We start from the raw sequence: 22224 nt of genomic DNA, 5'->3' as shown, positions 1-22224 counted from the left end.
GAGTGTCAAAGTCCAGGCACCACGATGAATCCGCCTGGCTCGTCACCGTATGTTTCGACTCTGCCTTCCAGCAGATAACGTGCCGCCAGCGCGCATAGCGCCGCGTCGACGTCGTCGATCGAAGTCAGCGACGCTGTTGCGATACCTTCCCGTTCGAGGATTGCCCGGCGCTGCGGACCCTTTTGCTTCGCGGATGCGACGTCCGTCCCGAGGAAAGCGCACGTGATCGCGTGGGGGAATGTCTCGAAGCACACGCGACCATTGATTTTTTCGCCGCCGCTGAAAAGCGGAAAGTGCGCGACGAATGCGTCGTAGACGCGCTCGCCGTTGAACATCCATCCGTAGAAGCCGCTTTTGCTGGCGAGCGCCGTTTCGCGAGCCGGTGTCGCAAACGAAAAGATTCGCTGCCGCGCGAGCGCCTTCTCGGCTAGTCGTCCCGCGGCGCCTGTTCGCCAACGACACGGCGCATCGATGCCGACCGCCGCCACCCCGAATGCGCGACACCGTTCCAGCATCTGTTCGGGGGTCGCGTTGCCGAGATGGCTCACGATCTCGGTGCCGCGCAGGACGACCAGATGGTTTCCCTTCCGGTCGCCGCCAACATCGATGCCCGCTACCGTGGTCGGCGTCAAAGCAGCGCCACCACCCTCACATCGCCCTGCTCCGCCGACGCCACCACCTTCTCGCCGATCCGGCGGAACGTGATCGACACCGACGCATCCCCGACCCGCAGATCGCTGACCTCGAGCCAGTCGATACCTTCGGGCAGCATCGGCTGTTCGATCAGCACTTCGCGGCGTTCGGCGTCGATCGTGATGCCCAGACACGCCTCGAGCATCATGAACGGCGAGCCCGCCGCCCATGCCTGCGGCAAACACGCGACCGGATAGGCCGTGGGCGGCTCGCCGCGGCGTCGCGGGAAGCCGCAAAACAGCTCGGGCAAGCGCATGTCGAAATTGACCGCGGCCTGAAACAGGGCCTGCAGCAGCTTCACGGCCGACGCCTTGCCGCCATAGCGTGACAGCCCGCGCGCGCACAGCGCGTTGTCGTGCGGCCAGACCGAGCCGTTGTGATACGCCATCGGATTGAAGCGCGCCTGGCTCGCGGCCAGCGTGCGCACGCCCCAGCCGGTGTGGAACAGCGTCGAGTCGAGCGCCCGCACCACCGCCTCGCCGCGCTCGCGCGTGGGCAGGCCGAACGCCAGCAGATGCCCCGCGTTCGATGCCATCACGCGACACAACTCGCCATGACCGTCGAGCGCGATGCCGTAAAAGCCGACCTCGTCCATCCAGTACTTTTCTTCGACGCAGCGGCGGATCTTCTTCGCGCGCTCCGCGTATTGCGCGGCCGCGTCGCGCAGGCCGCGCAGCTTCGCGTAGTGAGCCATCGTGTCGAACGCGGCGCTCGCATAGGCCTGCACTTCGACGAGCGCGATCGGGCCGTCAGGGAAGCGCCCGTCCGCATGGAACACCGAATCGTGACTGTCTTTCCAGCCCTGGTTCGCGAGGCCGCCATCCGATTCGCGCTGGTAATCGAGCAGCCCGTGCCGGTTTTTGTCGCACACGCCCGCGACCCACTGCGCCGCGCGTTCGAGCGCCGGCCATAGTTCGTCGATCAAGCCGACGTCGCCGGTGCGGGCCGCGTAGGCGCCGGCCAGCACGATGAACAGCGGCGTGGTGTCGACACCGCCGTAGTACAGCGCGAACGGGACTTCGCCGGCCGCGGCCATTTCGCCCTTGCGCATCTCGTGCATGATCTTGCCCGGCGCGGCGTCGCGAAACGGCGAGTTCTCGCGCGCCTGATGCTCGGCGAGAAAGCGCAGCACGCCGGCTGCGAGATGCGGTTGCAGCCACAGCGTCTGCAGCGACGTGATCACCGCGTCGCGGCCGAACGGGGTCGAAAACCATGGGATGCCCGCGTACGGGTACGGGCCGGTCGCGAGATCCGTCGTCAGCAGGCCGAGGTCGGCGAACGAGCGGTCGATCCACGCGTTGAACAGCGGATTGCTCGAACGCACGCGCGCGCTCGCGTTGCGTCGCTCGCGCATCACCAGGTGCGCATCCACCATTGCCGCGCGTACCGCCGTGCGGCCGACGCGCGGGCGCTCCGCATCGATCTGCGAGAGATGCGCTTCGCTCAACGCATGCATCGGCTGCGACACGTCGGCGCCGGGCTTGCCGGTCATCGGCACGACATGCACCGCTATCGACAGATAGATCGACACGCATGCCTGCGCGGGCAGCTTGACGGTGTAGTCGGCGCGGTCGGCGAACAGCTTGTCCGGCTGCGGAGAGAACGCGATCCGCACGTTGCGCGCCACGTCGTCGAGACCGATGTAGCCGAGCAGCACCTCCTGATTCTCGATGCGCGCGGGCTGCACGCGACCCTGTTTGTCGCGCTTCAGGCCGCGCACTTCGAACATGTCGCGGAAATCGCTGGAAAACGAAATCGACAGCGGCACGGTCGCATCGTGCGTGCCGTAGTTCGTGAGCTCGATCGCCTCGTTGAGCACGGTGCCCGACAGCACGCGCACACGCTCGACGTGGATCACGCCTTCGGGCGTGCTGTCGCCGCCGAGCGGCGGCAGCGGGCGGTTGGTCAGATGCGCGGTGAAACTGGTGTTGTCGCTGCTGACGCTGCCCGACAGCAGCGACGGCGCGCGGCCGCCGAAGGTCAGCCGCAATTGCGACATCACGCGCGTATCGTTGACGAACAGGCCATCGTCGTGGCCGGTGATATCGCCGAGCGGATCGTTGACGACGAAGGTGTCGCCCGACTTGAGCACGTGCTGCGTAACGCTCGCGACGTTAAGGTTTTCCGTCGGGATGAAAACGCCGTCCTGCTCGGGCTCGCGATGATCGACGCCGCCGGAGTGGGTCAGCCCGCCGAGGGCTTCTGGCTGCTGTATCAAGGTCGCTCCTATGGATTCGCTGCTGCGTTTGGTTGCACTTCGGGTCTCGCCTCGGATCGGCCGCCGGATTGCCCGGTTGCCCGGTTGCCCGGTTGCCCGGTTGCCCGGTTGCCCCGTCACCCGGGCCCCGGTTGGCCGGCCCCCCGGTTGGCCGGCCCATCCGATTGTAGAGGCTCTTTCCGCGTGAGACGAGCTTATCGCCTCGGAGTTTCGGCTTTTTGCGCCGTTTTTTGACGGCGTTTTCGGTGGCACGGGACGTGCAGGCGGCAGGATGCGCGGAGCGTAAAAAAACCCACGGCCTCGTGAGCCGTGGGTTGGCGACCGTCGTTGAACGCGTTGTCGGGCGTCTATCCGGCCTGTTACCGCTTCGCGACCGGCTTCGCCTCGCGCAGCGTCTCGCCGATGAACAGCTGACGCGGACGGCCAATCTTCTGCTCGGGATCGGCGATCATTTCGTTCCACTGCGCGATCCAGCCGACCGTGCGTGCCATCGCGAAGATACAGGTGAACATCGACGTCGGAATGCCCAGCGCGCGCTGCACGATGCCCGAGTAGAAGTCGACGTTCGGGTACAGCTTGCGCGACACGAAATATTCGTCTTCGAGCGCGATCTTTTCCAGCGCCATCGCGAGTTTGAACAGCGGGTCGTCGTGCAGGCCCAGCTCTTCGAGCACTTCGTGGCAGGTTTCGCGCATCAGCTTCGCGCGCGGGTCGTAGTTCTTGTACACGCGGTGGCCGAAGCCCATCAGCTTCACGCCCGAGTTCTTGTCCTTCACCTTCGCGATGAAGTCGGGAATGTTGTCGACCGAGCCGATCTCTTCCAGCATGTTCAGCGCGGCTTCGTTCGCGCCGCCGTGCGCCGGGCCCCACAGACACGCGATACCGGCCGCGATACACGCGAACGGATTCGCCCCCGACGAACCGGCGAGCCGCACGGTCGACGTCGACGCGTTCTGCTCGTGGTCCGCGTGCAGGATCAGAATGCGGTCGAGCGCGCGCACCAGCACGTCGTTGACCTCGTACTCCTCGGCCGGATTCGAGAACATCATGCGCATGAAGTTCGCGCTGTACGACAGGTCGTTCTTCGGATACACGAACGGTTGACCGACGCTGTACTTGTACGCCATCGCAACCAGCGTGGGCAGCTTCGCGATCATGCGGATCGCCGATACGTCGCGATGCTGCTGGTTCGTGATGTCGAGCGAGTCGTGATAGAACGCGGACAGCGCGCCGACCGCCGCAACCAGAATCGCCATCGGGTGCGCGTCGCGACGGAAGCCGCGGAAAAAGAAGTGCATCTGCTCGTGCACCATCGTGTGCTGCGTGACGGTGTTCTCGAACGCGGCTTTCTGCTGGGCGTTCGGCAGTTCGCCCTTCAGCAGCAGGTGGCAGGTTTCGAGGAAGTCGGCGTTCTGCGCGAGGTTGTCGATCGGGTAGCCGCGGTACAGCAGTTCGCCCTTGTCGCCGTCGATATATGTGATCTCGGAGTTGCACGCCGCCGTCGACATGAAGCCAGGATCGTACGTGAATTTGCCGGTCTGGCCGTACAGCTTGCGGATGTCGATGACGTCGGGGCCCAACGAGCCCTGATAGATCGGCAGATCGATGGTCTGGTCGCTGTCGGAAAAGCTCAGCGTTGCGTGTGACTTCGAATTCATGTACGTCTTCCTTTTGCTTGATACCGCACTCGCGCCGGCATGCATCGCAGTCGTACGGCGAGGCGCGACATCGGCGCTCCCGAAGACGGGCATGCTCAGGCTCCGCTGCGCATTCTACGGGTCGGCGTGTCGTTGATTGCGTCGATTGATCGCAACAGTCCATCTCCTTGGGCGCAACATTCGTTGTCGGCACGCGGCGGGTGCATCGCGATGCCGTTGAAAGTTGCACGAAAGTCGGAACACCAGCCGCAACAATGTTTTGCTGCCAGCACACTGCGTCGGCGTGGATCCATCTGCGATACTCGATCCGTGCATTGATGCTTGCGGCCCGCGATTCGAAGCGGGTTTTTTTGATCACACAGAAAAGCAGGACGAATACAAATGAATGTCTCTCTCGAAACGCTGTTTCCGGATCATGTCCATACCGAAGACCACACGGTCACCGCGCTGAATCATCAGGATATCGTCGTCGCGTTGTCGGCGGCGCTGAAGACGCAGAACGTCGCAGTGCTGCACATGCTCTATCCGCGCACCGACGCGCGCACGCATCGCAGTCTCGACACGCTCGTCGACGTGCTGCATGGACACGGCCTGCATGAAGTCGCCGATCTGATCGCGCAGGAAGCGCACTATCTGTTGTTCAAGGACCCGGTAAAGGCGTGGAAGGTATTCCACGAAATCCGCAACGACTCGCTCGCGATCGGCGTACATCTGTACTATCACGGGCTCGTCGGCGAGGCGGCCGAACGCGCGCTCGACAAGGACGCGCATCGCAAGGCCTGATGCAGTAACGGGCGATCGGCGGCGCGCGCCGGCCGATCGCCCTTGATCTTCGCTTCACTTGCTCAGCGCGCGCTCATCGCCTGAATGAAATCATCCACGTAACGATTGAACGCGGACGGATGCGCGAGGTTCATGCCATGCGACGCACCGCGTACCGTTTCGCGGCGCGCATCGGGCAACCATCCCTGCAACGGAGTGTTTGCCAGCGTCGATCGAACGGCCCATCGCAAGCGTCTTCACGTGCGTCCGCAATAGAGACCTCGGGAGACACGCCGGGCCCGCATCGCGTCGCTTGCCCGTCACAGGGCCGGTAAAGCGCAGCGTCCATTTGCAGCCCGCCTTGCCAAGGGCCGGTTACCTTGCCACCGAATGCCGGGTTTTTGCCGAGCTGTAGTGAAGCCCTTATCCACCGCTCACGCGTCCCCGGCTTCGTCCACCCACCCCGCCGCGGCCGCCGCGCCCGCGCCGCGCACCGCGCAGGTCAGCGGTTCGTCGGCGACGTGCACGTCGAGGCCGATTTCCCGGCTCAAACGCCGCCCCAGATTGCGCAGCAGCGCGCCGCCACCGGTCAGCACGATGCCCTTGTGCGCGATGTCCGTCACGAGCTCGGCGGGAGCCAATTCGAGCCCGCGCTTCACCGCGCCGATCACCTGACTCAGCGGCCCTTCGATCGCCTCCGAAATATCGCGGTTGCTCAACTGCACCGTGCGCGGTAGCCCATCGTCGACGCTGCGGCCGGTTGCGTTCATCTGCTCGAGCGGCACGTCGTGCACGGCCGAGCCGATGGCTCTCTTGACGTGCTCGGCGGTCTGCTCGCCGAGCAGCACGCCATACAGATTGCGCACGTAGCCGATGATCGCCGCGTCGAAATTGTCACCGCCGACGCGCACCGAGCCACTATACGCGGTGCCGCCCAGCGCGATCACGCCGACCTCGGTGGTGCCACCGCCGATGTCGACCACCATCGAGCCGGTCGGGTCGCCCACCGGCAGGCCCGCGCCGAGCGCCGACGCGAGCGATTCGCCGATCAGGCTGACCTTCCACGCGCCAGCCGCCTCGGCCGCTTCGCGGATCGCGCGGCGCTCGACGTGGGTCGCGGAGGCCGGCACGCACAGCGTGAATGCCGCGCGCCGGCTGAAGAGCGAGCGCGGCCGCGCCATGTCGACGAATTGCTTGATCATGTGTTCGGCGGCGGAGAAATTGGCGATGACGCCGTGGCGCATCGGCCGCACCGCTTCGAGATTGCGCGGCACGCGGCCGAGCAGCTGGCGCGCCTCGGCGCCGATCGCGGCGATCCGCTTCGACCCGCTCGCGGGCTGCGTCTCGAAGCACACGACGGACGGCTGGTTCAGCACGATGCCGCCGTCGTCGGTATAGATAAGGGTGTTGGCCGTGCCGAGATCCACCGCCACGGCGTGGCGGAACAGTCGCTCAAAGAGCGGGTAATGCGGCGTCGGTCTGGCCATATGCAGGCTCTGATGTGTCGTTATGCGCCGTCCAAGGCGGTCTGGAAATGCGCCCCCGGTACCCCGAAGCCGCGCGACACGCCCCGCTGGGCGTTGCGCTTCCCGCACGGCGGGGGTGATTTTCAAGCTATTGCCCATATGACGGCAAGCCCATCAGAATCTTTAGGGCCACTTTCTAGTGGGTTTGTGTCAATCGCGCGACAGCTCGCCCAGTGCGCGTTCCAGCGCGTCACGGCCGAGCGCGACGCCGTCGGCGGTGATCGTGTGGCCGACGCCGGGCAGCACGTAGGCGTCGACCGCATAGCCGGCGGAGTTGAAAGCGTCGGCCGCGGATTCGAGTTCGCGCACCGGGATCACCTCGTCGTTCTCGCCGTGGACGAGCGTGAGCGGCGTCGCGCGGTTCGACGACACGATCGGCGAGGCGAGCCGCCCCGAATACGCGACGACGCCCGCAGCGCCCTCAACGCTCGACGCGACGTGATGCAGCGCCATGATCGAACCTTGCGAGAAGCCGACCAGCGCAAGCCGATCGAAAGACAGCTGCCAATGCGCGAGCTCGGCGTCGAGCACGCGGCGCAGCGCCGGATAGGCGGCGGCGACGCGCGCCTCGCGGTTCGCCGCCCCGACGTCGCGCAGGCTGAACCACTGGCGGCCGCCGAAGCCGCCGTCGAACGGATCGGTGCCGTCGAGCGACACGAACGCCGTGCCGGGCAGCTCCTCGCTCCAGATGTCGGCGAGCGGCATCAGATCGCGCGCGTTGCTGCCGACGCCGTGCATCAGCACGACGAGGCTCGTTGCGGGCGTGTTTTGCGGCGCGCGCCGCCAGCCGTGTTCGAATTGTTGCCAGCTCATGGTGGGGTCCTTTTTTCCGTGGGATTGGGTGTACGTTTCGGCCTTTGCTGACGCAACCTCAGCCGCGAGCATACGCCGCGTGCCGCGTTCGCGCCGTCGGGCGCCGCATCGGCTGCTGCCGTGGCCGGCGCCGGCCGGCGATTGCGGGTATGCTTTTGCGCATCGACGGACCCGCCGCCGCGGTGCACGGTCCACGGCATCCTGCGCCGACCACGCATTGCGAATCGCGCGCCCTCGCCGTCCGTCCTCACGCCGTTCGCGCCGTCCGCCGCAAAACCTCCGGAGAACGCCTTTTGAGCCAGCCCAACGCCGCGCCTGATTCCGCGTCGCCGCCGCCTCAGCCACCCGCGCCACCGTCACCGCCCGCGCCTCTCGAAGGCGGCCGGCTGGTTCTCGCGACGATCGCCGTCGCGCTCGCCACGTTCATGAACGTGCTCGACACGTCGATCGCGAACGTCGCGATTCCGACCATTTCCGGCAACCTCGGCGTCTCGGTCGACGAAGGCACGTGGGTGATCACCGTGTTCGCGGCCTCCAACGCGGTGGCGATTCCGCTGACCGGCTGGCTCACGCAGCGCATCGGCCAGGTGAAGCTGTTCGTCGGCGCGATCCTGTCCTTCACGCTCGCGTCATGGCTGTGCGGCATCGCGCCGACGCTGCCGATCCTGCTGCTGGCGCGGGTATTCCAGGGCGCGGTGGCCGGGCCGCTGATTCCGTTGTCGCAGGCGATCCTGCTCGGCTCGTATCCGAAGGAGAAGTCGTCGACCGCGCTCGCGCTGTGGGCGATGACCGCCACCGTCGGCCCGATCGCGGGCCCGGCGCTAGGCGGCTGGATCACCGACAGTTACAGCTGGTCGTGGATCTTCTACATCAACATCCCGGTCGGCCTGTTCGCGGCCGGCGTCACGTGGATGATCTACCGCACCCGCGAATCGCCGACGCGCAAGCCGCCGATCGACGTGGTCGGTCTCGGCCTGCTGATCACGTGGGTCGCGTCGCTGCAGATCATGCTCGACAAGGGCAAGGATCTCGACTGGTTCTCGTCGCCGGTGATCGCGATTCTCGGCCTCGTCGCGCTGATCAGCTTTGCGTTTTTCCTCGTATGGGAGCTGACCGAGGAGCACCCGATCGTCGATCTGCGGCTCTTTCAGCAGCGCAATTTTCTCGGCGGCACGATCGCGATTTCGATCGCCTACGGGGTATTTTTCGGCAATCTCGTGCTGCTGCCGCAATGGATGCAGGAGTACCTGAACTACCGTTCGATCGACGCCGGCCTCGTCACCGCACCGCTCGGCATCTTCGCGATCATTCTTGCGCCGATACTCGGCCGCGTGCTGCCGCACTCGGACGCGCGCGTGATCTCGACGGTCGCGTTCGTCGGCTTCGCGATCGTGTTCTATATGCGCTCGAAGTACGTGATCGAGATCGATACGTGGCACCTCGTGCTGCCGACGCTGCTGCAAGGCATTCCGATGGCGCTGTTCTTCGTGCCGCTAACGGCGATCATCCTGTCCGGCCAGCCGCAGAGCCGGATTCCGGCGGCGGCGGGGCTGTCGAATTTCGTGCGGGTGTTCTGCGGCGCGGTGGGCACGTCGATCGCGGGTACCGCGTGGAACAACCGCACGATACTGCATCATGTGCGGCTCACCGAGCAGGCGTCGGTCGACAACCCGCTGTTCACGCAGCAGATCGACAACACGCAGTCGGTGCTGCATCTGAATCCACAATCGGCGAATGCGCTGTTCGATTTCACCGTGAACACGCAGGCCGCGATGATGGGCCTGAACGACGTCTTCTATGTGTCGGCGATCATCTTCGTGCTGATCATTCCGCTGATCTGGATCACGCGGCCGGCCAAGGGCGGAGGTGGACCGGATGCGGCCGGCGCCCATTGAGGCAGATTCGTTTTCGCGCGACGGCGACGCTCGCGCGGTGGCCACGAAGCGGCGTCAGCGGAAATAGCGCGCCGGCGTGTCGCCGAACGCATCGCGAAACACCGCGATAAACGACGACACGTCGTTATAGCCGACTTCGAGCGCCACCTGCGTGACGCTCTCACCGGCACCCAGATGTTCGAGCGCGGCCAGCAGACGCAACTGCTGGCGCCATTGACCGAAGGTCTGCCCCGTTTCCTTCGCGAACAATCGCGCGGCCGTGCGCGCGGTCACGCCCGCAGCCGCGGCGAGTTCCTCCAGCACCAGCGATTGCGCGGGATTCGCGCTGAGCGCCTCGGCGATGCGCCGCGCGCGCGGATCGCCTGGCCAGTTCAAGCCAAGCGGCGCGGCGGGCAAGCCGGCGACGCGATCCAGCAGCACCTGCAGCAGACGGCGGGCGGGTTCATCGGGCGTGTGATCGTGCGGCAGATCGGCCGCGGCGGCGAGCAGCGCCTGCACCAGGGTGTCGGGGATCAGCGCGCCGGTCTGCGCGGGCAGCGGCGCGTCGGCGGAGTCGGCGGAGTCGTCGGTGGCGTCCATTGCGGCATCGGTTGCGACGTAGAGCGAATACGACTGCACCGGCCGCGTCGCGTGCAGGCAGTGCAGCGTATTCGCGGCGATCCACAGCGCGCGGGCGGGCGGCACGACCCAACGGCCGGATGCCGTGCGCACGGTCAGCACGCCTTCGCTGACATGAATCAGACGCGCGCGCCGATACGCGCGCCACGGCTCGTCCAGCGTCGCATGGCGCTCGCCGACCACGAAGACCGCTTGCTCGATGCCGTCCGGATCGAAGGCTTCCGTCATGGTGTCTGCTCTGACGCGGGACGTCCGCGAAGGGAGCAAGATTAGCACGCGCGCGGGGCCCGGCTGCGAGGCGGGCTAACAGGGGCTCGCCACCGTGAGCGCGCAACCCGCCTAAAGCGGGCAGCTCAAAAATCTCTCGACGGCGATGTTAACTTTCTCGGCAAGCTGTTAGCTTTGAGCACCTGAACAACGAGCCCCTTCGTCCATCGGGCCAGCCGTAATCAGAGCCTGAACGAGGTTGACAAATGGCGCGATCCCGGCAACGCTCCTCACGCCGCCGGGATCGCCACGAGCCTGATCGCCGAATGGGCCATTGCGCCACGCGCAACACGAGCTCGCGCGCTGAGTATATTCAGCTGGGAGCTCGTGTTGTTTTGCTTGGTGAGCATAGCAACTTGCCCACGGGGCATGCCATGGAACGCGCAAAAATCACGATCGCCTACGACTTCATTTGTCCATGGTGCTGGATCGGACATCGAAATCTGGAGGCCGGCAAGGCCCTTGACGATCTTCCCGAATTAGACGTTCGTTATCTGCCGTTCAAATTGAACCCGGAAATACCGCCTCAAGGGATGCACCGGCGCGCCTACCGAAGGCTCGAGTTCGGTAGCTGGACTCGCTCGGAAATGCTGGGCGGACGTGACGTGACGCGCCGCTATTTGAACTTGACGAGATCCTTGAAGATCAGTTGAGCCCAGGTATTCCCCCTGGCCTGGACGAGCGAACCGCCATCCTTGAGCGGTCCTAGCGCAATCGGCGCGAAACCGAGTTGTTCAGCCAGAGCCGCGACCGGTGCCACCGCACTTTCGTCATCACTCGACAAAAACACGACGCGGCTGCCGCCATTCACACTCGGATCAGCGGCCAGAACGGCGGCGGGCAGATGGTTAAAACCCTTGACGAACCTGGACCCGGTAAACGCCTTAGCGACAACTGTGGAGGACGGCAGACCTTGTAGCTCTTCGACGGGAACGCCGTAAGCATTTGTCGCGTCGATGACCGTCTTGCCCTTCCAACTCTTGATCTGCTTCGCGACCTCGCGGTGCTCCCAGAAAGGAACCGCCAGGAAGATCGTGTCGGACGCGATTGCATCCTGCAGCGTCCTGGGGACGACGGTAGGGCCGATCGCTCGTGCCTGCTGCATCAACGTCTCGGGAGGGCGCCGGCTGGCGACCGTTACGTCGATGTTCTTTCTTGCAAACGCTCGAGCGAGTGCCTGGCCTACCGCGCCAAAACCAATAATCGAATAGCTCATGCGAACTCTCCATTCAGGTGACGTTTTGATCAACCACGGATCCATGGTGATTATTGGCAACCGGGCGCGCGGAGGCGTTGCCCGCGTTAGGCGGCCCGCTGCGCGCGATGCGCCACGCGAGCCACAGCAGACACGCGGAGCCGAGCGCCTTCAACGCCGTTTGCAGCGACAACAGCGCGAGCAGACGTGACAATACCCGCTGGACAATCACCGAAACCAATCCAGCTTTTCGGCGCGATTTCAGATAGCCGAGAAGCCGCCGTCGACAGACAATTCCACCCCATTCACGAAGCTCGAATCATCTGAAGCAAGAAACAGCGCGACCGTCGCAATTTCCTCAGGACGACCCATCTTTCCCCGCGGGATCAGGGATTCGAACATCCGCTTCGCCTCCTCGGTGAGAACCTGGTCCTGCATCGGTGTGGCGATCGGCCCCGGGCTCAGCACGTTCACCCGGATATTCCTGCCCTTCAGTTCGTTGAGCCAAGTGCGTGCGAATGAGCGCAACGCCGCCTTGCTCGCCGCATACACGCCGTAACCAGGAAAACCTTTCACCGAAGCAACCGACCCGGTCATGAAGATCGATCCGCCATCGTTGAACAACGGCAACGCCTTCTGAACCGTAAACAGCGTGCCGCGCGTATTCAGGCCGAAGGTCGCATCGAAGTCCTGCTCGGTAATCTCGCCCAGTGGAACGGCTTCGCCCATGCCAGCGCTCGCGAACAGGATGTCGATCTTGCCCTTTTCACGCCTGACTGTATCGAACAGGCGGTCGAGGTCGTCGAGATTGGCCGCGTCGCTGCGCACGCCGGTCACGTTCCGGCCAATCTGCTTGACGGCTTCGTCGAGCACCTCCTGCCTGCGGCCCGTGATGAAAACATAGGCGCCTTCTTCGACGAACCGCTTGGCGCTCGCCAGCGCCATGCCGCTCGATCCCCCCGTGATGACTGCAACCTTACCCTCAAGCTTTCCCATGACATCTCCTTTCGTGGTGTCGGACAGCGTCTCGGTTCCCATCTGCACAAATGTGCTGTATCTTGTGGATCACTGATCCAGATACGAATTCATTATAGACGGATCACCGATCCGATTGTCAAGGCGATTTATGCGAGCCGACGCCAGAAAAAATTACAGCCATCTACTTGCGGTCGCGCGTGACGTCGTCACCGAGCATGGCGCCGATGCGTCCATGCGAGATATCGCCCGCCGGGCCGACGTCGGGTTGGCCACACTGTTTCGCCATTTCCCGACACGAGAAGCCTTGTTCGAAGCGTTGCTGCGTATGAACGTGGACGAACTGATACAGCAGGCAGCCAAACTAGAAACGTCGAATCCGCCTGACGAAGCGCTGGTGTCCTGGTTTCGCGAAGGGGTTGCATTCGTTCGTAGCTATAGCGGCATTTGCGCCTTGTTCGCGACCGCGCACGCGGACCCTGACTCCGCGCTTCACGCTTCGAGCACAGCGCTGCGTTCAGCGGGCGCGCGACTACTGCGCCGTGCTCAGGCCGAGGGAACGGCGCGCGCCGATATGGATGGGGTCGACCTGTTCGCCCTGATGTCGGCGCTCGGCTGGCTCGACGGCCAACCCGGATTCGCGCCACGCGGGGATCATCTCTTTCACATTATTACGAGCGCCATCCTGACAAACCGGTCGAGCAACGATGTCGAGAAGGCAACGTGTTGAATCAGATCGCCGACGCATACTTTCCTACCAGGAAAGCCCCGGGGATTCGAACCAGACGACGCAAAGCTAACTGGAGCCGACACTCGAATGGCCACTACCGCACTTGATCGATCGGCCGCTTCTGGCCGACCTTTGTCCGACGTCGATCAACGGCACGCGAGCAACTTCTGCCCTTCGACGTGGAAAGACCGCAACAGCAACTTCCAAAGTACAGCGGCCGTTCACGCGGATGTCTATGCGCCACACAAGGCGCGCGCGACGGTCAAAAGGAGAGCCTTGACGGCCTGCCTCGAAGTACTCAGCTTCAACGTCCGATACAAAGACTACGAGCGTAATAACCACACGGGCGCTAGCTGGAGCGCAAACACGCGCCAGTTGAGGCGTTCAGCGTTCCTTGCCATGTGTACTGGAGTCGGGCGCCTCCGTGCAGCGCGTTGAGGCGTAACCTTTCAGCACGCTGATCGTGCACGTTCCAATGCGTCACGCGTTCGGATCTGCGGTGAAGCCTCGCCAGCGATACTGCGGCTGCTCATTCGCGAACTCGCCCGATGATCGGCCTGCCAGCGGGCGCGCGTCTGGATACGGGCTTTCCCTTAATCGTGCAAGCAGCTTTGTTAGAAGCGGAATGTTGGCTATCTTTGACTCACCATCTGCCAGGCCGAACGAGAGAGGCAATCATGAAAGCATGGAACGTCGTGAATCTGCTCGTCGTCGTGGGATGCGTGACGTTGACGTCGAACGTCTACGCGCAAGCCAGCAACGCTATGCCGATGGGCTCGAGTCCGGCTGCAAGTTCAGGCAAGGCGACGCCAGCGGACAAGAAGCTGGCTCGGGATGTACGCAAGGCGTTGTCGAAAGCGCCCAACTTCAACGTGTCGAACGTATTCGTCAAGGCGCGCGGCGGCGTCGTAACATTATCAGGCAGCGTGTCGGACGGTCCTCAGATCCAGCAGGCCGCGGAAGTGGCGAAGGGCGTGCCGGGTGTAACGTCGGTGAGTAACCATCTGACGCTCCATACGAAAGGCTATTGACGCTTCGAGGCGGCGCCGGGAAGTACTGGCCGTTTTCAGCCGTGAAAAGAGGAGCCGACGCTCTCGCAGGACGAGATGTTCACCGTGCCGATGGACTATCCCTCCTGGTGCGTGGGCCACGAACGCTCGGACCTGAAGTATCTGAAGGATTCGGTGCGCGCGATGTACCGATGAAACGTTGTTCCAACAGCGCGAAAGGCACTTGCCGACCTGATACTCGGTCGTTCAAGTCCAGTTCGAATGTTCCTTGCGCAGCTTATCCGGCCTCGGGTTGGATTTAGAAATGTTGGCGTGGGTGCGAAGGAACGCGAGATAGTTGTCGTCTTCGGCCAGCAGGTAATCATTGAACTGTTCGGTATCAGGGTCGGCGTAGACGATGTAGCCGCGTTCGTTGACGAGAAGGATGTCGTTAGGCATGGCGGTGTCTCCTCGAAGATTAACAGTACTTGAAAAGCAGGGGCCGAACAACCCGTGCTACGAGCATGACTAGGTCGGTAAGGCCGGTCTTCGTGGTCAGGGTGCTGAGCCCTCGCGAATTCCGACTCGATGGGGGGAAGGATTGCGTTCGTCGTCCCAGCTCCGGCCATTCGCCGCGCGCGATACCCGTCGCGCGGCGCGCCGCACGCCCGGTTCAATGCGATCGGCCGTGGCCGCCGCCACCCCAGTAACGGCCGCCGCCCCAGCCGCCACCGCCACCGCCACCGCCGCCCCAGCCGCCACCGCCGCCCCAGTTCGCGTGACCGGCGCCCGAAGCGCTGCTGCCGTAGCTACCACCTCCCCAGCTGGCGTGACTGCCGCTCCACGCACCCTGTCCATTTCCCGAGTAAGCGTGGCTGTAGTAGCCGTTTCCATAGTACCCATGGCCCCAGTAGCCGTGGGCGGCCCAGTAGGTGTGATGGCCATAGTGGTAGTGGCTGTAACCGCCGCAACACCCGCCCCAGAAGGCGAACGACACCGACGGCCACCAGTAGTAGCCCGGCCAGTACCCGTAGTACGGGTATGGATACGCGTAGGGGTAGGCCGGTGGATAGGCGATTGGATAGTACGCCGGCGCGCCATAGGCGGGCGCGGGGGCGAAATCGTACGTCGATGGCGGCCCGTCGGGCGACGTGCCGTCGGGCATGTTGAATTCCTCTGGCGCCGGAGCCTGCTGCGACGGGTCCCCGGGCGCGACGGGCACGCCATGCTGCGTGGCCGCCGTCGGCACGGCGGGATAGCCATTCGGATAGGCAGTGGAATAGGTAGCAGGATAGCCCGGGTAATACCCGTAGCCTGGATAGTAGCCGTACGGTACGTAGTAACAACCAGACAGCGCGCCGGACAACGCAAAAACTGCAACGGCGCTGCCGGCGCGCAACGTTGCATCGAGCGGGTTCATGACATGCTCCCTCGTTATTCGCGCGGCGACATGCGCCTCACACTTTCCATTCAGCTTATGTCAGGGTTCCATGTTGCACGTTATAAAGTGGTAACGGCGTATTTCAGGTAGTGCCCCCCCCCCCCCCCGGAGATTGAACTGAACATCGCGAGGTCGTATCCGCCTTCAGCTTTTCGCTGATCGCCCAGATTTCCTTGAGCTTCAGCGGAGGCTTCTGATCAGTGAGCTTTACGCTGGGCCGCGTGCAAGGCACCGTGAGGCCCGAACTAGCCTTTTTGCATCCAGTACTCGCCCTCGCATTTACTCTCATTTAGGTTCTGTGAGACGTCCGTGTTGGTCATAAGGTGAAGGATGCCGCAAATGCCACGCAGCTTCCCCGTGCCGCCGGTGAGCACCGTGCTTCCTATGACGGTGCGGACATCGACGGACTGGCCGGTTGCAGACTGTGAGATCCCGTCAAACTTGCCGAGAATCTTGTCGCCGCCTTCCAGGTTGTAAAACCCATAGCCGATGACGGTGCCGTTGCCATCGACGGTGTCCACGGTGCCGCGCAGCCATTGCTCCGTGACGCTTACGCCAGCAAACATCAACGCGCCCTTGGGAAAGGTGCGATGCAGTTCATAGAGTGCGAGCGAATGCCCCGGTATGTCTTCAACGTCCAGCAGGTGAAGCAGCGTGTATTTCGAATTTTCGCCTGACACCTCGTAGGATATTTTCTCCCGCCTTTGAGCGGAACTTGACTGGTTCATAGTCAGCCTCCATTGCGTAGTCCGTTCACCTTGCCGATGACTTTGCCACTAACTTCGGTAGCGGGCCACCCGGCTCTGTCGACTAGCTAGGCGCTAGGTCTACGGCTGCTCACAGGGGTACAACAGCCGCTCGCTGCACCGGATGCTAACTTGCCGCCAACGGCTGTGGGCCCGCACACCGGGCCTGGCCCATGATGTCTGTGGAGAATCCTTAGAAGATCGCATGGAGCTCATGCTGACAGCCAACCATCAGGGTCAGGCCGCGGCGAGCGCTAGGGCTCGACACGGCTTGCCGCTATTGCGCTCGCTACCTGACTCCCACGCGGGCTTTTCAAACCGTGGAATTCCTAGGCCGCCCACAAAGCGTGCGACAACGGACGGCAGCAAAAAGGGAGTCCTTAAGGCTGCGCCAGCGTTGCGACGTGCATCGTGAAGGGCATTTCGGTATTCGTACTATGCCACGTCGGGACCGCGTGCTCCGGGCGGTTGCCGACGGAGCCCAGCAGCCCCAGCGCGTCGATGGCGCCAAGGAATTGCTCATATTCGCCGACAGCTGGCCGCTCAGCGATGCTGCATGCAAAGGTCAGAACCCTGAGACGGCTCAGCTTTTCCTCCTCCAGGTCCGCGATAGCGTTCTCGATGACGAGCGCTCCTTTACTGTGTCCAACCAGCGTCCTGATGTGATCGGTGTGTTTCAGAACGGAGTGAAGTACGTCAGAAGAGCCGCTGCCATGCTGGAACACTGGAGCCTCGGTTGGAGCCGTTTTCGCTCCCGGCACGGTCGCGACCAGACTCCTTCCTACAGATGCGGCTCCCGGCAACAACACCGCCAGTGTGTTCTGAAGAGGCTGCTTCATCCAGTACGTAAAAATTCCGAACCCGAGGAAACCACCCAGTGCCTGCTGGACGACGTCAGCTAATCCGTAGCCGGGAACAATGCCTGCCACGGGCTTTCCCATTGCGCGGGAAACATTCCACGCCAAGGCCGCAGATCCGAGGGCGGAGCTTCCCACGCCACTTACCGAGATTGAGTCAATACGGCTCACGCCGTCTTTGGCGCGGAGGAACTCGGAGACATCGAAGAAGCACTGGATGTGAGGAGTCGTGCTGGCGTCAACGATTACAATGGCACCCTCTGGGTTTGCTAACGCGCTCAGGTCGACCTCTTGAAGCGCTCGAGCAAACTGCGCGCCGAAGTCACAGGGGCCGTGGATGGTCACGTCCAAACCGTCGAGTTTCATCGCGCGATGAAAAGCAGTGACGTCATAGAAGACCATATCAATGAGCGTATTGGCGAACCGAAGCGAGCTGATGAGCGGCTTGATCTGCGCGCGCTGCACCTCGAAATCGGACAGTTTGAAGGGCTCGTATACAGTAGCCATGGGGATGCTCACAGAATGCGCGACCAGCCGCCTTTCTGCCGTCACGTATCACACTCCCAATGATCCGCAGGGCTGGGACAACTGCGCTGGTACGTGAAGCGTTCCTTCGGCTAGGGAGCAGGCCGACTCGCACAAAGGTAGTTAACCCTGAAGCATTGCGGCGGCCAATCTACGTGCTAGGGCCGCCATGCATTGCGCGATCGCTCCACTGGCATCCGGCAGATTCCAGAGTAAGCCCAGCCACTCCAATGACATGCTCGTGGTCGGGCGACCGGCAGCATCTGGCCGAACCCGGTCCGATGATCCGCGCAGAAACAACTACATCGCATAGTCAGAATTGTCGCGGCAAGCACTGACCCATGCCAGCGGCCGAGATGCGTTCTGCATCACTTTTCGGTGTCTAGGTGTTCCAGCAATTCGTCAACGGATCATCTCGCATCCTTGTGCCTTGCTGCTTCGTTAACGCACTCCAATCACCGTAGATGCGGCCCGGCGCGGCCGAGACTAGAGCGAGGACGCGGCGCGGGACTGCTGCCGTCGCTGTGGCGATTCGAGGCAACGAGCGGCATAGTGCGGCATAGTGCGGCATAATGCAATTCTCTCAGGTTCTGGCGCGGCCCTCGGAATAGCCAGAATCTTTAGCCGACCGCAACCCGGTCGGCTTTTTTTCGCCCCGAGGGGGCAGCATCAACTTAAGCTACCGTCCAGAACACGACGTTTGCGTCCGTCCGAACCGCCATCCCTTCGCCGAATCCTGAATTTCCGTAGACGACCCGTTGCCGACGGTCAAGTCGTCGCGGTTCAAACGGCAGGTATCAAAGTGGAACGGCCATACCGCGCAACGAGTAGCATCTTTTCTGCCGCAATAATGGCAGATTCAATGTGTGCCAAAGATATCTGCATCCAGATCCCGCTCACCCGCAGGTATCGTCCGGCTACGGGATCTGAGAAAGATTTCGCTTCGCCTCCAGCAATTCGATCAGCGCTTGATCGCGCTGGCGAAGCATTTCTGAAAAATCGTATGACTGAAGTTCAGCATCGACGCCCCTCGCAATAGACTCAATGTAGTCGTCCGTGTCCGGATATTTGCCGAGGTCTCTAGCCCACTCACGCTGGGCGGCACCCAGATGCTGCAGCACATGCGTGTTGCCACCGGATCCTCCGGAAGCGTGAAGATTGAGAAACGGACCGAGCAGTGCCCAGCGCAGGCCTGGGCCGTAGGAGATCGCGGCATCGACGTCCTCCACAGAGACGACCCCGCGCAGGGCAACGCGCCCTGGAACGAATTGGCGCCGATCACGATATTGATAAAGTGCGGCGCGTCGTCGAGCCCCTCGTTGATCGCGCGCTGAACATCCTGGACGAAGTCGGCGAGGCTGACCGGCCACAAGGGGACCCTCGACGACGTAGGCTACATCGTCGACATTCGCCATAAATTTGACGCATCGGGCGTCTTATCAGTTGTGGCGCGCCGTTCCGGAAGCCGATTGATCGAATCCAGGCGGCGAACAATCTGCGTTCGAATGCGCTATCAGGGATATGACACGCTCTTCGAGACCCTCCCGCATCCGGCTGCAGGATGCTCCGCAATGAGGGCGGCCGAATCCGGTCGGATACTCCTCATTGCATTGCAGCAAAGGCGCCCCCGCCGTCCGCACCGGCAGGCGCGCAGTTCGCCCTTGCCGATCCCCCGCTCCTTGCCTGCCGCTACGTCACTGGATCAGCGGCACCACGCCGAGCTTTTCAGCCAGCATCCTTTCGTAGACACCAAAGTGCAGATCGACCTCTTCCTGGGTGACCACGGTCACGAAAATAGTGATCTGCGCGGGCTGCAGGCCCAGCACCGTCGCGATCGCCGCTTCCAGCTGGGGCGCGCATAGCCGGTCATCGGCGAACGTGGTGCCGACCGCAATCTCGTAAGCGGACTCCTGCCGGAACACCACTTCAACCAGCCGCGCCCGGGCGCTCATGTTGCTGTCGATCGCCAGCCGGATGACTTCGACCGCCGTGCGCATCGTCTCAGTCGGGAACCCCTTTGTTGAGCGCAACCGGAGACGGTGACGCCCAAGAGTGAGCCAATCGTATTCGAATTCCATGGTGTCCTCGCATGGTGTTGCAGGGTGTCGTGAACGTAGGGGTGCGGCAATCCAAATTCAAGAACAAAAAGTCGCCATGGCCCACTTGAAATTTCTGTTTTCAGTCCTATCTTGAATATCGCTCGGGCAGCCGCGCCAGCATGGCGGCGCGCTGCGTGTTTCGATTTGTTTGCCGCAGCATGGCAGACGGACTGGAGCGCGTATGCCGGTTCGTTTTCCTGCTGCATCCAAGGAGGAAACGATCATGAGTGATCTCTACTTCGGGACCGACCTTTTCAGCGAGTTCGACCGTCTGCAACGGCAGATGGCGAGCCTCTTCGGCGGTTTCCCGTCCAGCATCCGCTCGGGGCGCCTGGGCGCCTTCCCGCAGGTCAACATCGGTTCGACCGACGACTCTATCGAGATCGTTGCGTTCGCGCCCGGTATCGATCCGGCGCATCTCGACGTATCCATCGACAAAGGGCTGCTGACCATCAGCGGCGAGCGCGAGACGGGACAGCCGGAAGCGGCCGGCGACGACTTGCGTACTTATGCGCAGGAGCGGTTCGTCGGCACCTTCCGGCGCGTCATTGAACTGCCGCAGCATGCGGACCCTGACAAGGTCACGGCGCAGTACACCAATGGTTGCCTGACCGTGAGCATCGGCAAGCGGGAGACGTCGAAGCCGCGGGCCATCAATGTTCAATGAAACCGGTCGCAGAACTGAGGAGGACATCATGAACGACACGACAGAACTTGCCAGGAAAGACGAAACTGCGGTGGCCCGTCGCGAAGACGAGCAGTCGCAACGCCCGATCACGCTAACGCCGCCCGTAGACATCTTCGAGGACAGCCAGGGCATCACCCTGTGGGCCGATCTGCCCGGCGTTACAAAGGACCGCCTTGAAGTGAAGGTACACGACGGCAACCTGTACATCGAGGCCGAGGCGGTGGTGCCCACGCCGGCGGGGCTGCGCCTGCAACATGCGGAGATCCGCCAGCCGCATTTCGCGCGGGCGTTCGCTCTTGGGGCTGACTTCGACGCAACGAAAATCGATGCGAACCTGAAGGACGGCGTGCTGAAACTGACGATACCGCGCCGCGACGAAGCCCGGCCGCGCCGGATCGAGGTGCGGACGGACTGAAGTCGGCAGGTGGGCAGCAACGACAGGGAGAAAACCGGTGGCGGTCGTCTGGCCGCCACCTACTGACTGCGGAGGCCTGGATGCGGACGTCATACATGAATGCTGGCGCGGACGCACGCTCAGCATACGGCGCGGTGCCGGTACGTGAGCTCAGGACGCGCCGCAGATCGCGAGGCGGCCGTGACGGCGTTCCGCAGATGCAGTCCGGAATGCCGAGGGCAGAGTCGCGACTTCAGCGCAATGACAGGAATCCGGTTCTTCGGCCAGACTGTAGAGGAGGATACGATGAACACCGACCCGAAAAAGTGGAATCCCTTCAAGTTCCTACGCGGGGCGGCCCGCAAGTCCGATGCGGACAGCCCGGAAAGCCCCCCGGCGAACGAACAGTGGCGTGCCCCGTGGCCTGACATTCCGCGGCTGTTCGCACGCGAACCGTGGCGTGCTTTGGAAGAGTTCTTCCATGACCCGTTTGCAGGTCGCGGCGCCCTCGAACGATGGTTTGGCGACTTCAGTTCATCGCGCTTCCAGCCGCGCATCGACGTGGTCGATGAAGGGAAGGTGTTGCGCGTGACCGCCGAGCTGCCCGGGATGGAGCGCGAAGACCTCAATGTTAGCGTCGAGGATGGGGCGATCGTGTTGCGCGGCGAAAAGAAACAGGACGTGCGCAGCGAGGAAGACGGCTGCTACCGGCTCGAGCGCGCGCCTATGGAAGCTTCATTCGCACGATTCCGATGCCGGAAAACGCCGACCCCGATCACGCATTGGCAAAATTTGATAACGGTGTGCTCACGTTGACCGTGCCGAAATCGGAGCCGGCGCGATCCACTAGCCGCACGATCGATATCGGCTAGGCCAAACAGGCAAGAAGTGCCCTGGTCGCGGTGGACATCGGGCGAGACGGGCCGTTAGCTCAGCTGGTAGAGCAGCGGACTTTTAATCCGTTGGTCACTGGTTCGAATCCAGTACGGCCTACCCCGTCGGCTCGCTTGAGTCGGACCTTTGCACGCGCGACTGGACTGGATAGCCGGTGGCCGGTCAGGGGGTGCCGGATGAGCGCATCGGCTCGAGCCCGGCTTGCGGAAAGTTTCTCGTCAGCGTGTAGCTTGGTCATTCG

Annotated in this window: 22 protein-coding genes, 1 tRNA gene and 2 pseudogenes; 9 read left to right on the top strand and 16 right to left on the bottom strand. The window is 63.0% G+C overall.

Going from position 1 to position 22224, the window contains the following annotated elements; genetic code table 11:
* Positions 1-5: 5 nt before the first annotated feature.
* From OKW27_RS13605 to gltA, 3 genes are all read right to left on the bottom strand, one after another.
* Positions 6-632: a DUF429 domain-containing protein gene (locus OKW27_RS13605; RefSeq protein WP_429333780.1), complete on the bottom strand. Its 627-nt coding sequence runs from the start codon at positions 630-632 to the stop codon at positions 6-8.
* Positions 629-2908 carry an amylo-alpha-1,6-glucosidase gene (locus OKW27_RS13600; protein WP_090810509.1) on the bottom strand — a complete coding sequence of 760 codons (2280 nt, stop codon included), beginning with the start codon at positions 2906-2908 and terminating at the stop codon, positions 629-631. Before OKW27_RS13600 ends, OKW27_RS13605 begins: the two co-directional genes overlap by 4 nt.
* A gap of 362 nt (positions 2909-3270) precedes the next feature.
* Positions 3271-4569, bottom strand: a complete 1299-nt coding sequence (gene gltA / locus OKW27_RS13595; RefSeq protein WP_429333779.1) for a citrate synthase — start codon at positions 4567-4569, stop codon at positions 3271-3273.
* A 381-nt stretch (positions 4570-4950) separates the two neighbouring features.
* On the opposite strand from gltA, the gene OKW27_RS13590 reads away from it, so the two are divergent.
* Complete coding sequence (locus OKW27_RS13590) at positions 4951-5352, top strand: hypothetical protein (RefSeq protein ID WP_429333778.1); 402 nt, start codon at positions 4951-4953, stop codon at positions 5350-5352.
* 62 nt (positions 5353-5414) lie between these two features.
* Here the strand turns inward: OKW27_RS13590 and OKW27_RS13585 are convergent.
* From OKW27_RS13585 to OKW27_RS13575, 3 genes and pseudogenes are all read right to left on the bottom strand, one after another.
* Positions 5415-5543, bottom strand: a pseudogene (locus OKW27_RS13585) (alpha/beta fold hydrolase); the annotation flags it as partial.
* Between the two features lie 222 nt (positions 5544-5765).
* A complete protein-coding gene (locus tag OKW27_RS13580; protein WP_184031269.1) occupies positions 5766-6818 on the bottom strand; it encodes a rod shape-determining protein in 1053 nt (350 codons plus the stop codon).
* A 189-nt stretch (positions 6819-7007) separates the two neighbouring features.
* Positions 7008-7670 carry an alpha/beta hydrolase gene (locus OKW27_RS13575; protein WP_429333777.1) on the bottom strand — a complete coding sequence of 221 codons (663 nt, stop codon included), beginning with the start codon at positions 7668-7670 and terminating at the stop codon, positions 7008-7010.
* 293 nt (positions 7671-7963) lie between these two features.
* On the opposite strand from OKW27_RS13575, the gene OKW27_RS13570 reads away from it, so the two are divergent.
* On the top strand, positions 7964-9565 hold the full coding sequence (locus OKW27_RS13570) for a DHA2 family efflux MFS transporter permease subunit (protein ID WP_429333776.1): 1602 nt from the start codon (positions 7964-7966) through the stop codon (positions 9563-9565).
* A gap of 54 nt (positions 9566-9619) precedes the next feature.
* Here OKW27_RS13570 and OKW27_RS13565 read toward each other — a convergent pair whose 3' ends face one another.
* Complete coding sequence (locus OKW27_RS13565) at positions 9620-10411, bottom strand: AraC family transcriptional regulator (protein WP_429333775.1); 792 nt, start codon at positions 10409-10411, stop codon at positions 9620-9622.
* Between the two features lie 413 nt (positions 10412-10824).
* On the opposite strand from OKW27_RS13565, the gene OKW27_RS13560 reads away from it, so the two are divergent.
* Complete coding sequence (locus OKW27_RS13560) at positions 10825-11103, top strand: DsbA family protein (RefSeq protein WP_429333774.1); 279 nt, start codon at positions 10825-10827, stop codon at positions 11101-11103.
* Here OKW27_RS13560 and OKW27_RS13555 read toward each other — a convergent pair.
* Genes OKW27_RS13555 through OKW27_RS13545 form a run of 3 tightly spaced genes read right to left on the bottom strand, consistent with a single transcriptional unit; the run spans position 11067 to position 12641 of the window.
* Positions 11067-11666, bottom strand: coding sequence for an NADPH-dependent F420 reductase (locus tag OKW27_RS13555; protein ID WP_429333773.1), 600 nt, complete (start codon positions 11664-11666; stop codon positions 11067-11069). The genes OKW27_RS13560 and OKW27_RS13555 overlap by 37 nt on opposite strands.
* 13 nt (positions 11667-11679) lie before the next feature.
* Entirely contained in the window at positions 11680-11877 is a 198-nt protein-coding gene (locus tag OKW27_RS13550; protein ID WP_429333772.1) for a hypothetical protein, read from the bottom strand.
* 29 nt (positions 11878-11906) lie between these two features.
* Positions 11907-12641 carry an SDR family NAD(P)-dependent oxidoreductase gene (locus OKW27_RS13545; RefSeq protein WP_090810503.1) on the bottom strand — a complete coding sequence of 245 codons (735 nt, stop codon included), beginning with the start codon at positions 12639-12641 and terminating at the stop codon, positions 11907-11909.
* A gap of 130 nt (positions 12642-12771) precedes the next feature.
* Here OKW27_RS13545 and OKW27_RS13540 point away from each other — a divergent pair, with 130 nt between their 5' ends.
* Together OKW27_RS13540 and OKW27_RS13535 are read left to right on the top strand one after the other, a co-directional pair.
* Complete coding sequence (locus OKW27_RS13540; protein ID WP_090809671.1) at positions 12772-13350, top strand: TetR/AcrR family transcriptional regulator; 579 nt, start codon at positions 12772-12774, stop codon at positions 13348-13350.
* A 677-nt stretch (positions 13351-14027) separates the two neighbouring features.
* Positions 14028-14381 (top strand): BON domain-containing protein, encoded by a 354-nt coding sequence (locus OKW27_RS13535; RefSeq protein WP_429333771.1) that lies wholly within the window; start codon positions 14028-14030, stop codon positions 14379-14381.
* A gap of 225 nt (positions 14382-14606) precedes the next feature.
* Here the strand turns inward: OKW27_RS13535 and OKW27_RS13530 are convergent, their stop codons facing one another.
* From OKW27_RS13530 to OKW27_RS13505, 6 genes are all read right to left on the bottom strand, one after another.
* Entirely contained in the window at positions 14607-14798 is a 192-nt protein-coding gene (locus tag OKW27_RS13530; RefSeq protein ID WP_429333770.1) for a hypothetical protein, read from the bottom strand.
* A 214-nt stretch (positions 14799-15012) separates the two neighbouring features.
* The gene (locus OKW27_RS13525; RefSeq protein WP_429333769.1) at positions 15013-15759 is read right to left on the bottom strand and encodes a hypothetical protein; all 747 of its coding nucleotides are present in this window, start codon (positions 15757-15759) and stop codon (positions 15013-15015) included.
* 266 nt (positions 15760-16025) lie between these two features.
* Positions 16026-16508 (bottom strand): hypothetical protein, encoded by a 483-nt coding sequence (locus tag OKW27_RS13520; protein ID WP_429333768.1) that lies wholly within the window; start codon positions 16506-16508, stop codon positions 16026-16028.
* A 398-nt stretch (positions 16509-16906) separates the two neighbouring features.
* On the bottom strand, positions 16907-17890 hold the full coding sequence (locus OKW27_RS13515; protein ID WP_429333767.1) for a hypothetical protein: 984 nt from the start codon (positions 17888-17890) through the stop codon (positions 16907-16909).
* 935 nt (positions 17891-18825) lie between these two features.
* Entirely contained in the window at positions 18826-19137 is a 312-nt protein-coding gene (locus OKW27_RS13510; RefSeq protein WP_429333766.1) for a hypothetical protein, read from the bottom strand.
* Between the two features lie 465 nt (positions 19138-19602).
* Positions 19603-19986, bottom strand: a complete 384-nt coding sequence (locus tag OKW27_RS13505) for a hypothetical protein (protein WP_429333765.1) — start codon at positions 19984-19986, stop codon at positions 19603-19605.
* A 244-nt stretch (positions 19987-20230) separates the two neighbouring features.
* Between OKW27_RS13505 and OKW27_RS13500 the strand changes: the two genes are divergently transcribed.
* From OKW27_RS13500 to OKW27_RS13485, 4 genes and pseudogenes are all read left to right on the top strand, one after another.
* Positions 20231-20674 carry an Hsp20/alpha crystallin family protein gene (locus OKW27_RS13500; protein WP_429333764.1) on the top strand — a complete coding sequence of 148 codons (444 nt, stop codon included), beginning with the start codon at positions 20231-20233 and terminating at the stop codon, positions 20672-20674.
* 28 nt (positions 20675-20702) lie between these two features.
* On the top strand, positions 20703-21110 hold the full coding sequence (locus tag OKW27_RS13495; RefSeq protein WP_429333763.1) for an Hsp20/alpha crystallin family protein: 408 nt from the start codon (positions 20703-20705) through the stop codon (positions 21108-21110).
* Positions 21111-21395: 285 nt separating this feature from the next.
* A pseudogene (locus tag OKW27_RS13490) lies at positions 21396-21961 on the top strand (Hsp20/alpha crystallin family protein).
* A 48-nt stretch (positions 21962-22009) separates the two neighbouring features.
* Positions 22010-22082 (top strand) — tRNA-Lys (locus OKW27_RS13485).
* Positions 22083-22224: the final 142 nt, after the last annotated feature.

It is taken from the genome of Paraburkholderia sp. 35.1 (assembly GCF_050436525.1).
In the GTDB taxonomy this organism is placed as follows: domain Bacteria; phylum Pseudomonadota; class Gammaproteobacteria; order Burkholderiales; family Burkholderiaceae; genus Paraburkholderia; species Paraburkholderia tuberum.
This window is presented reverse-complemented; position numbering and strand designations above follow the sequence as displayed.

Excerpts from the sequence above, each read along its gene's own strand:
- OKW27_RS13520 (WP_429333768.1), bottom strand. The coding sequence starts at position 16,508 with ATGAACCAGTCAAGTTCCGCTCAAAGGCGGGAGAAAATATCCTACGAG.
- OKW27_RS13515 (WP_429333767.1), bottom strand. The coding sequence starts at position 17,890 with ATGGCTACTGTATACGAGCCCTTCAAACTGTCCGATTTCGAGGTGCAG.
- OKW27_RS13540 (WP_090809671.1), top strand. The coding sequence starts at position 12,772 with ATGCGAGCCGACGCCAGAAAAAATTACAGCCATCTACTTGCGGTCGCG.
- OKW27_RS13535 (WP_429333771.1), top strand. The coding sequence starts at position 14,028 with ATGAAAGCATGGAACGTCGTGAATCTGCTCGTCGTCGTGGGATGCGTG.
- OKW27_RS13575 (WP_429333777.1), bottom strand. The coding sequence starts at position 7,670 with ATGAGCTGGCAACAATTCGAACACGGCTGGCGGCGCGCGCCGCAAAAC.
- gltA (WP_429333779.1), bottom strand. The coding sequence starts at position 4,569 with ATGAATTCGAAGTCACACGCAACGCTGAGCTTTTCCGACAGCGACCAG.
- OKW27_RS13580 (WP_184031269.1), bottom strand. The coding sequence starts at position 6,818 with ATGGCCAGACCGACGCCGCATTACCCGCTCTTTGAGCGACTGTTCCGC.
- OKW27_RS13560 (WP_429333774.1), top strand. The coding sequence starts at position 10,825 with ATGGAACGCGCAAAAATCACGATCGCCTACGACTTCATTTGTCCATGG.
- OKW27_RS13500 (WP_429333764.1), top strand. The coding sequence starts at position 20,231 with ATGAGTGATCTCTACTTCGGGACCGACCTTTTCAGCGAGTTCGACCGT.
- OKW27_RS13555 (WP_429333773.1), bottom strand. The coding sequence starts at position 11,666 with ATGAGCTATTCGATTATTGGTTTTGGCGCGGTAGGCCAGGCACTCGCT.
- OKW27_RS13590 (WP_429333778.1), top strand. The coding sequence starts at position 4,951 with ATGAATGTCTCTCTCGAAACGCTGTTTCCGGATCATGTCCATACCGAA.
- OKW27_RS13495 (WP_429333763.1), top strand. The coding sequence starts at position 20,703 with ATGAACGACACGACAGAACTTGCCAGGAAAGACGAAACTGCGGTGGCC.
- OKW27_RS13545 (WP_090810503.1), bottom strand. The coding sequence starts at position 12,641 with ATGGGAAAGCTTGAGGGTAAGGTTGCAGTCATCACGGGGGGATCGAGC.
- OKW27_RS13505 (WP_429333765.1), bottom strand. The coding sequence starts at position 19,986 with ATGGAATTCGAATACGATTGGCTCACTCTTGGGCGTCACCGTCTCCGG.
- OKW27_RS13565 (WP_429333775.1), bottom strand. The coding sequence starts at position 10,411 with ATGACGGAAGCCTTCGATCCGGACGGCATCGAGCAAGCGGTCTTCGTG.
- OKW27_RS13530 (WP_429333770.1), bottom strand. The coding sequence starts at position 14,798 with ATGCCTAACGACATCCTTCTCGTCAACGAACGCGGCTACATCGTCTAC.
- OKW27_RS13525 (WP_429333769.1), bottom strand. The coding sequence starts at position 15,759 with ATGAACCCGCTCGATGCAACGTTGCGCGCCGGCAGCGCCGTTGCAGTT.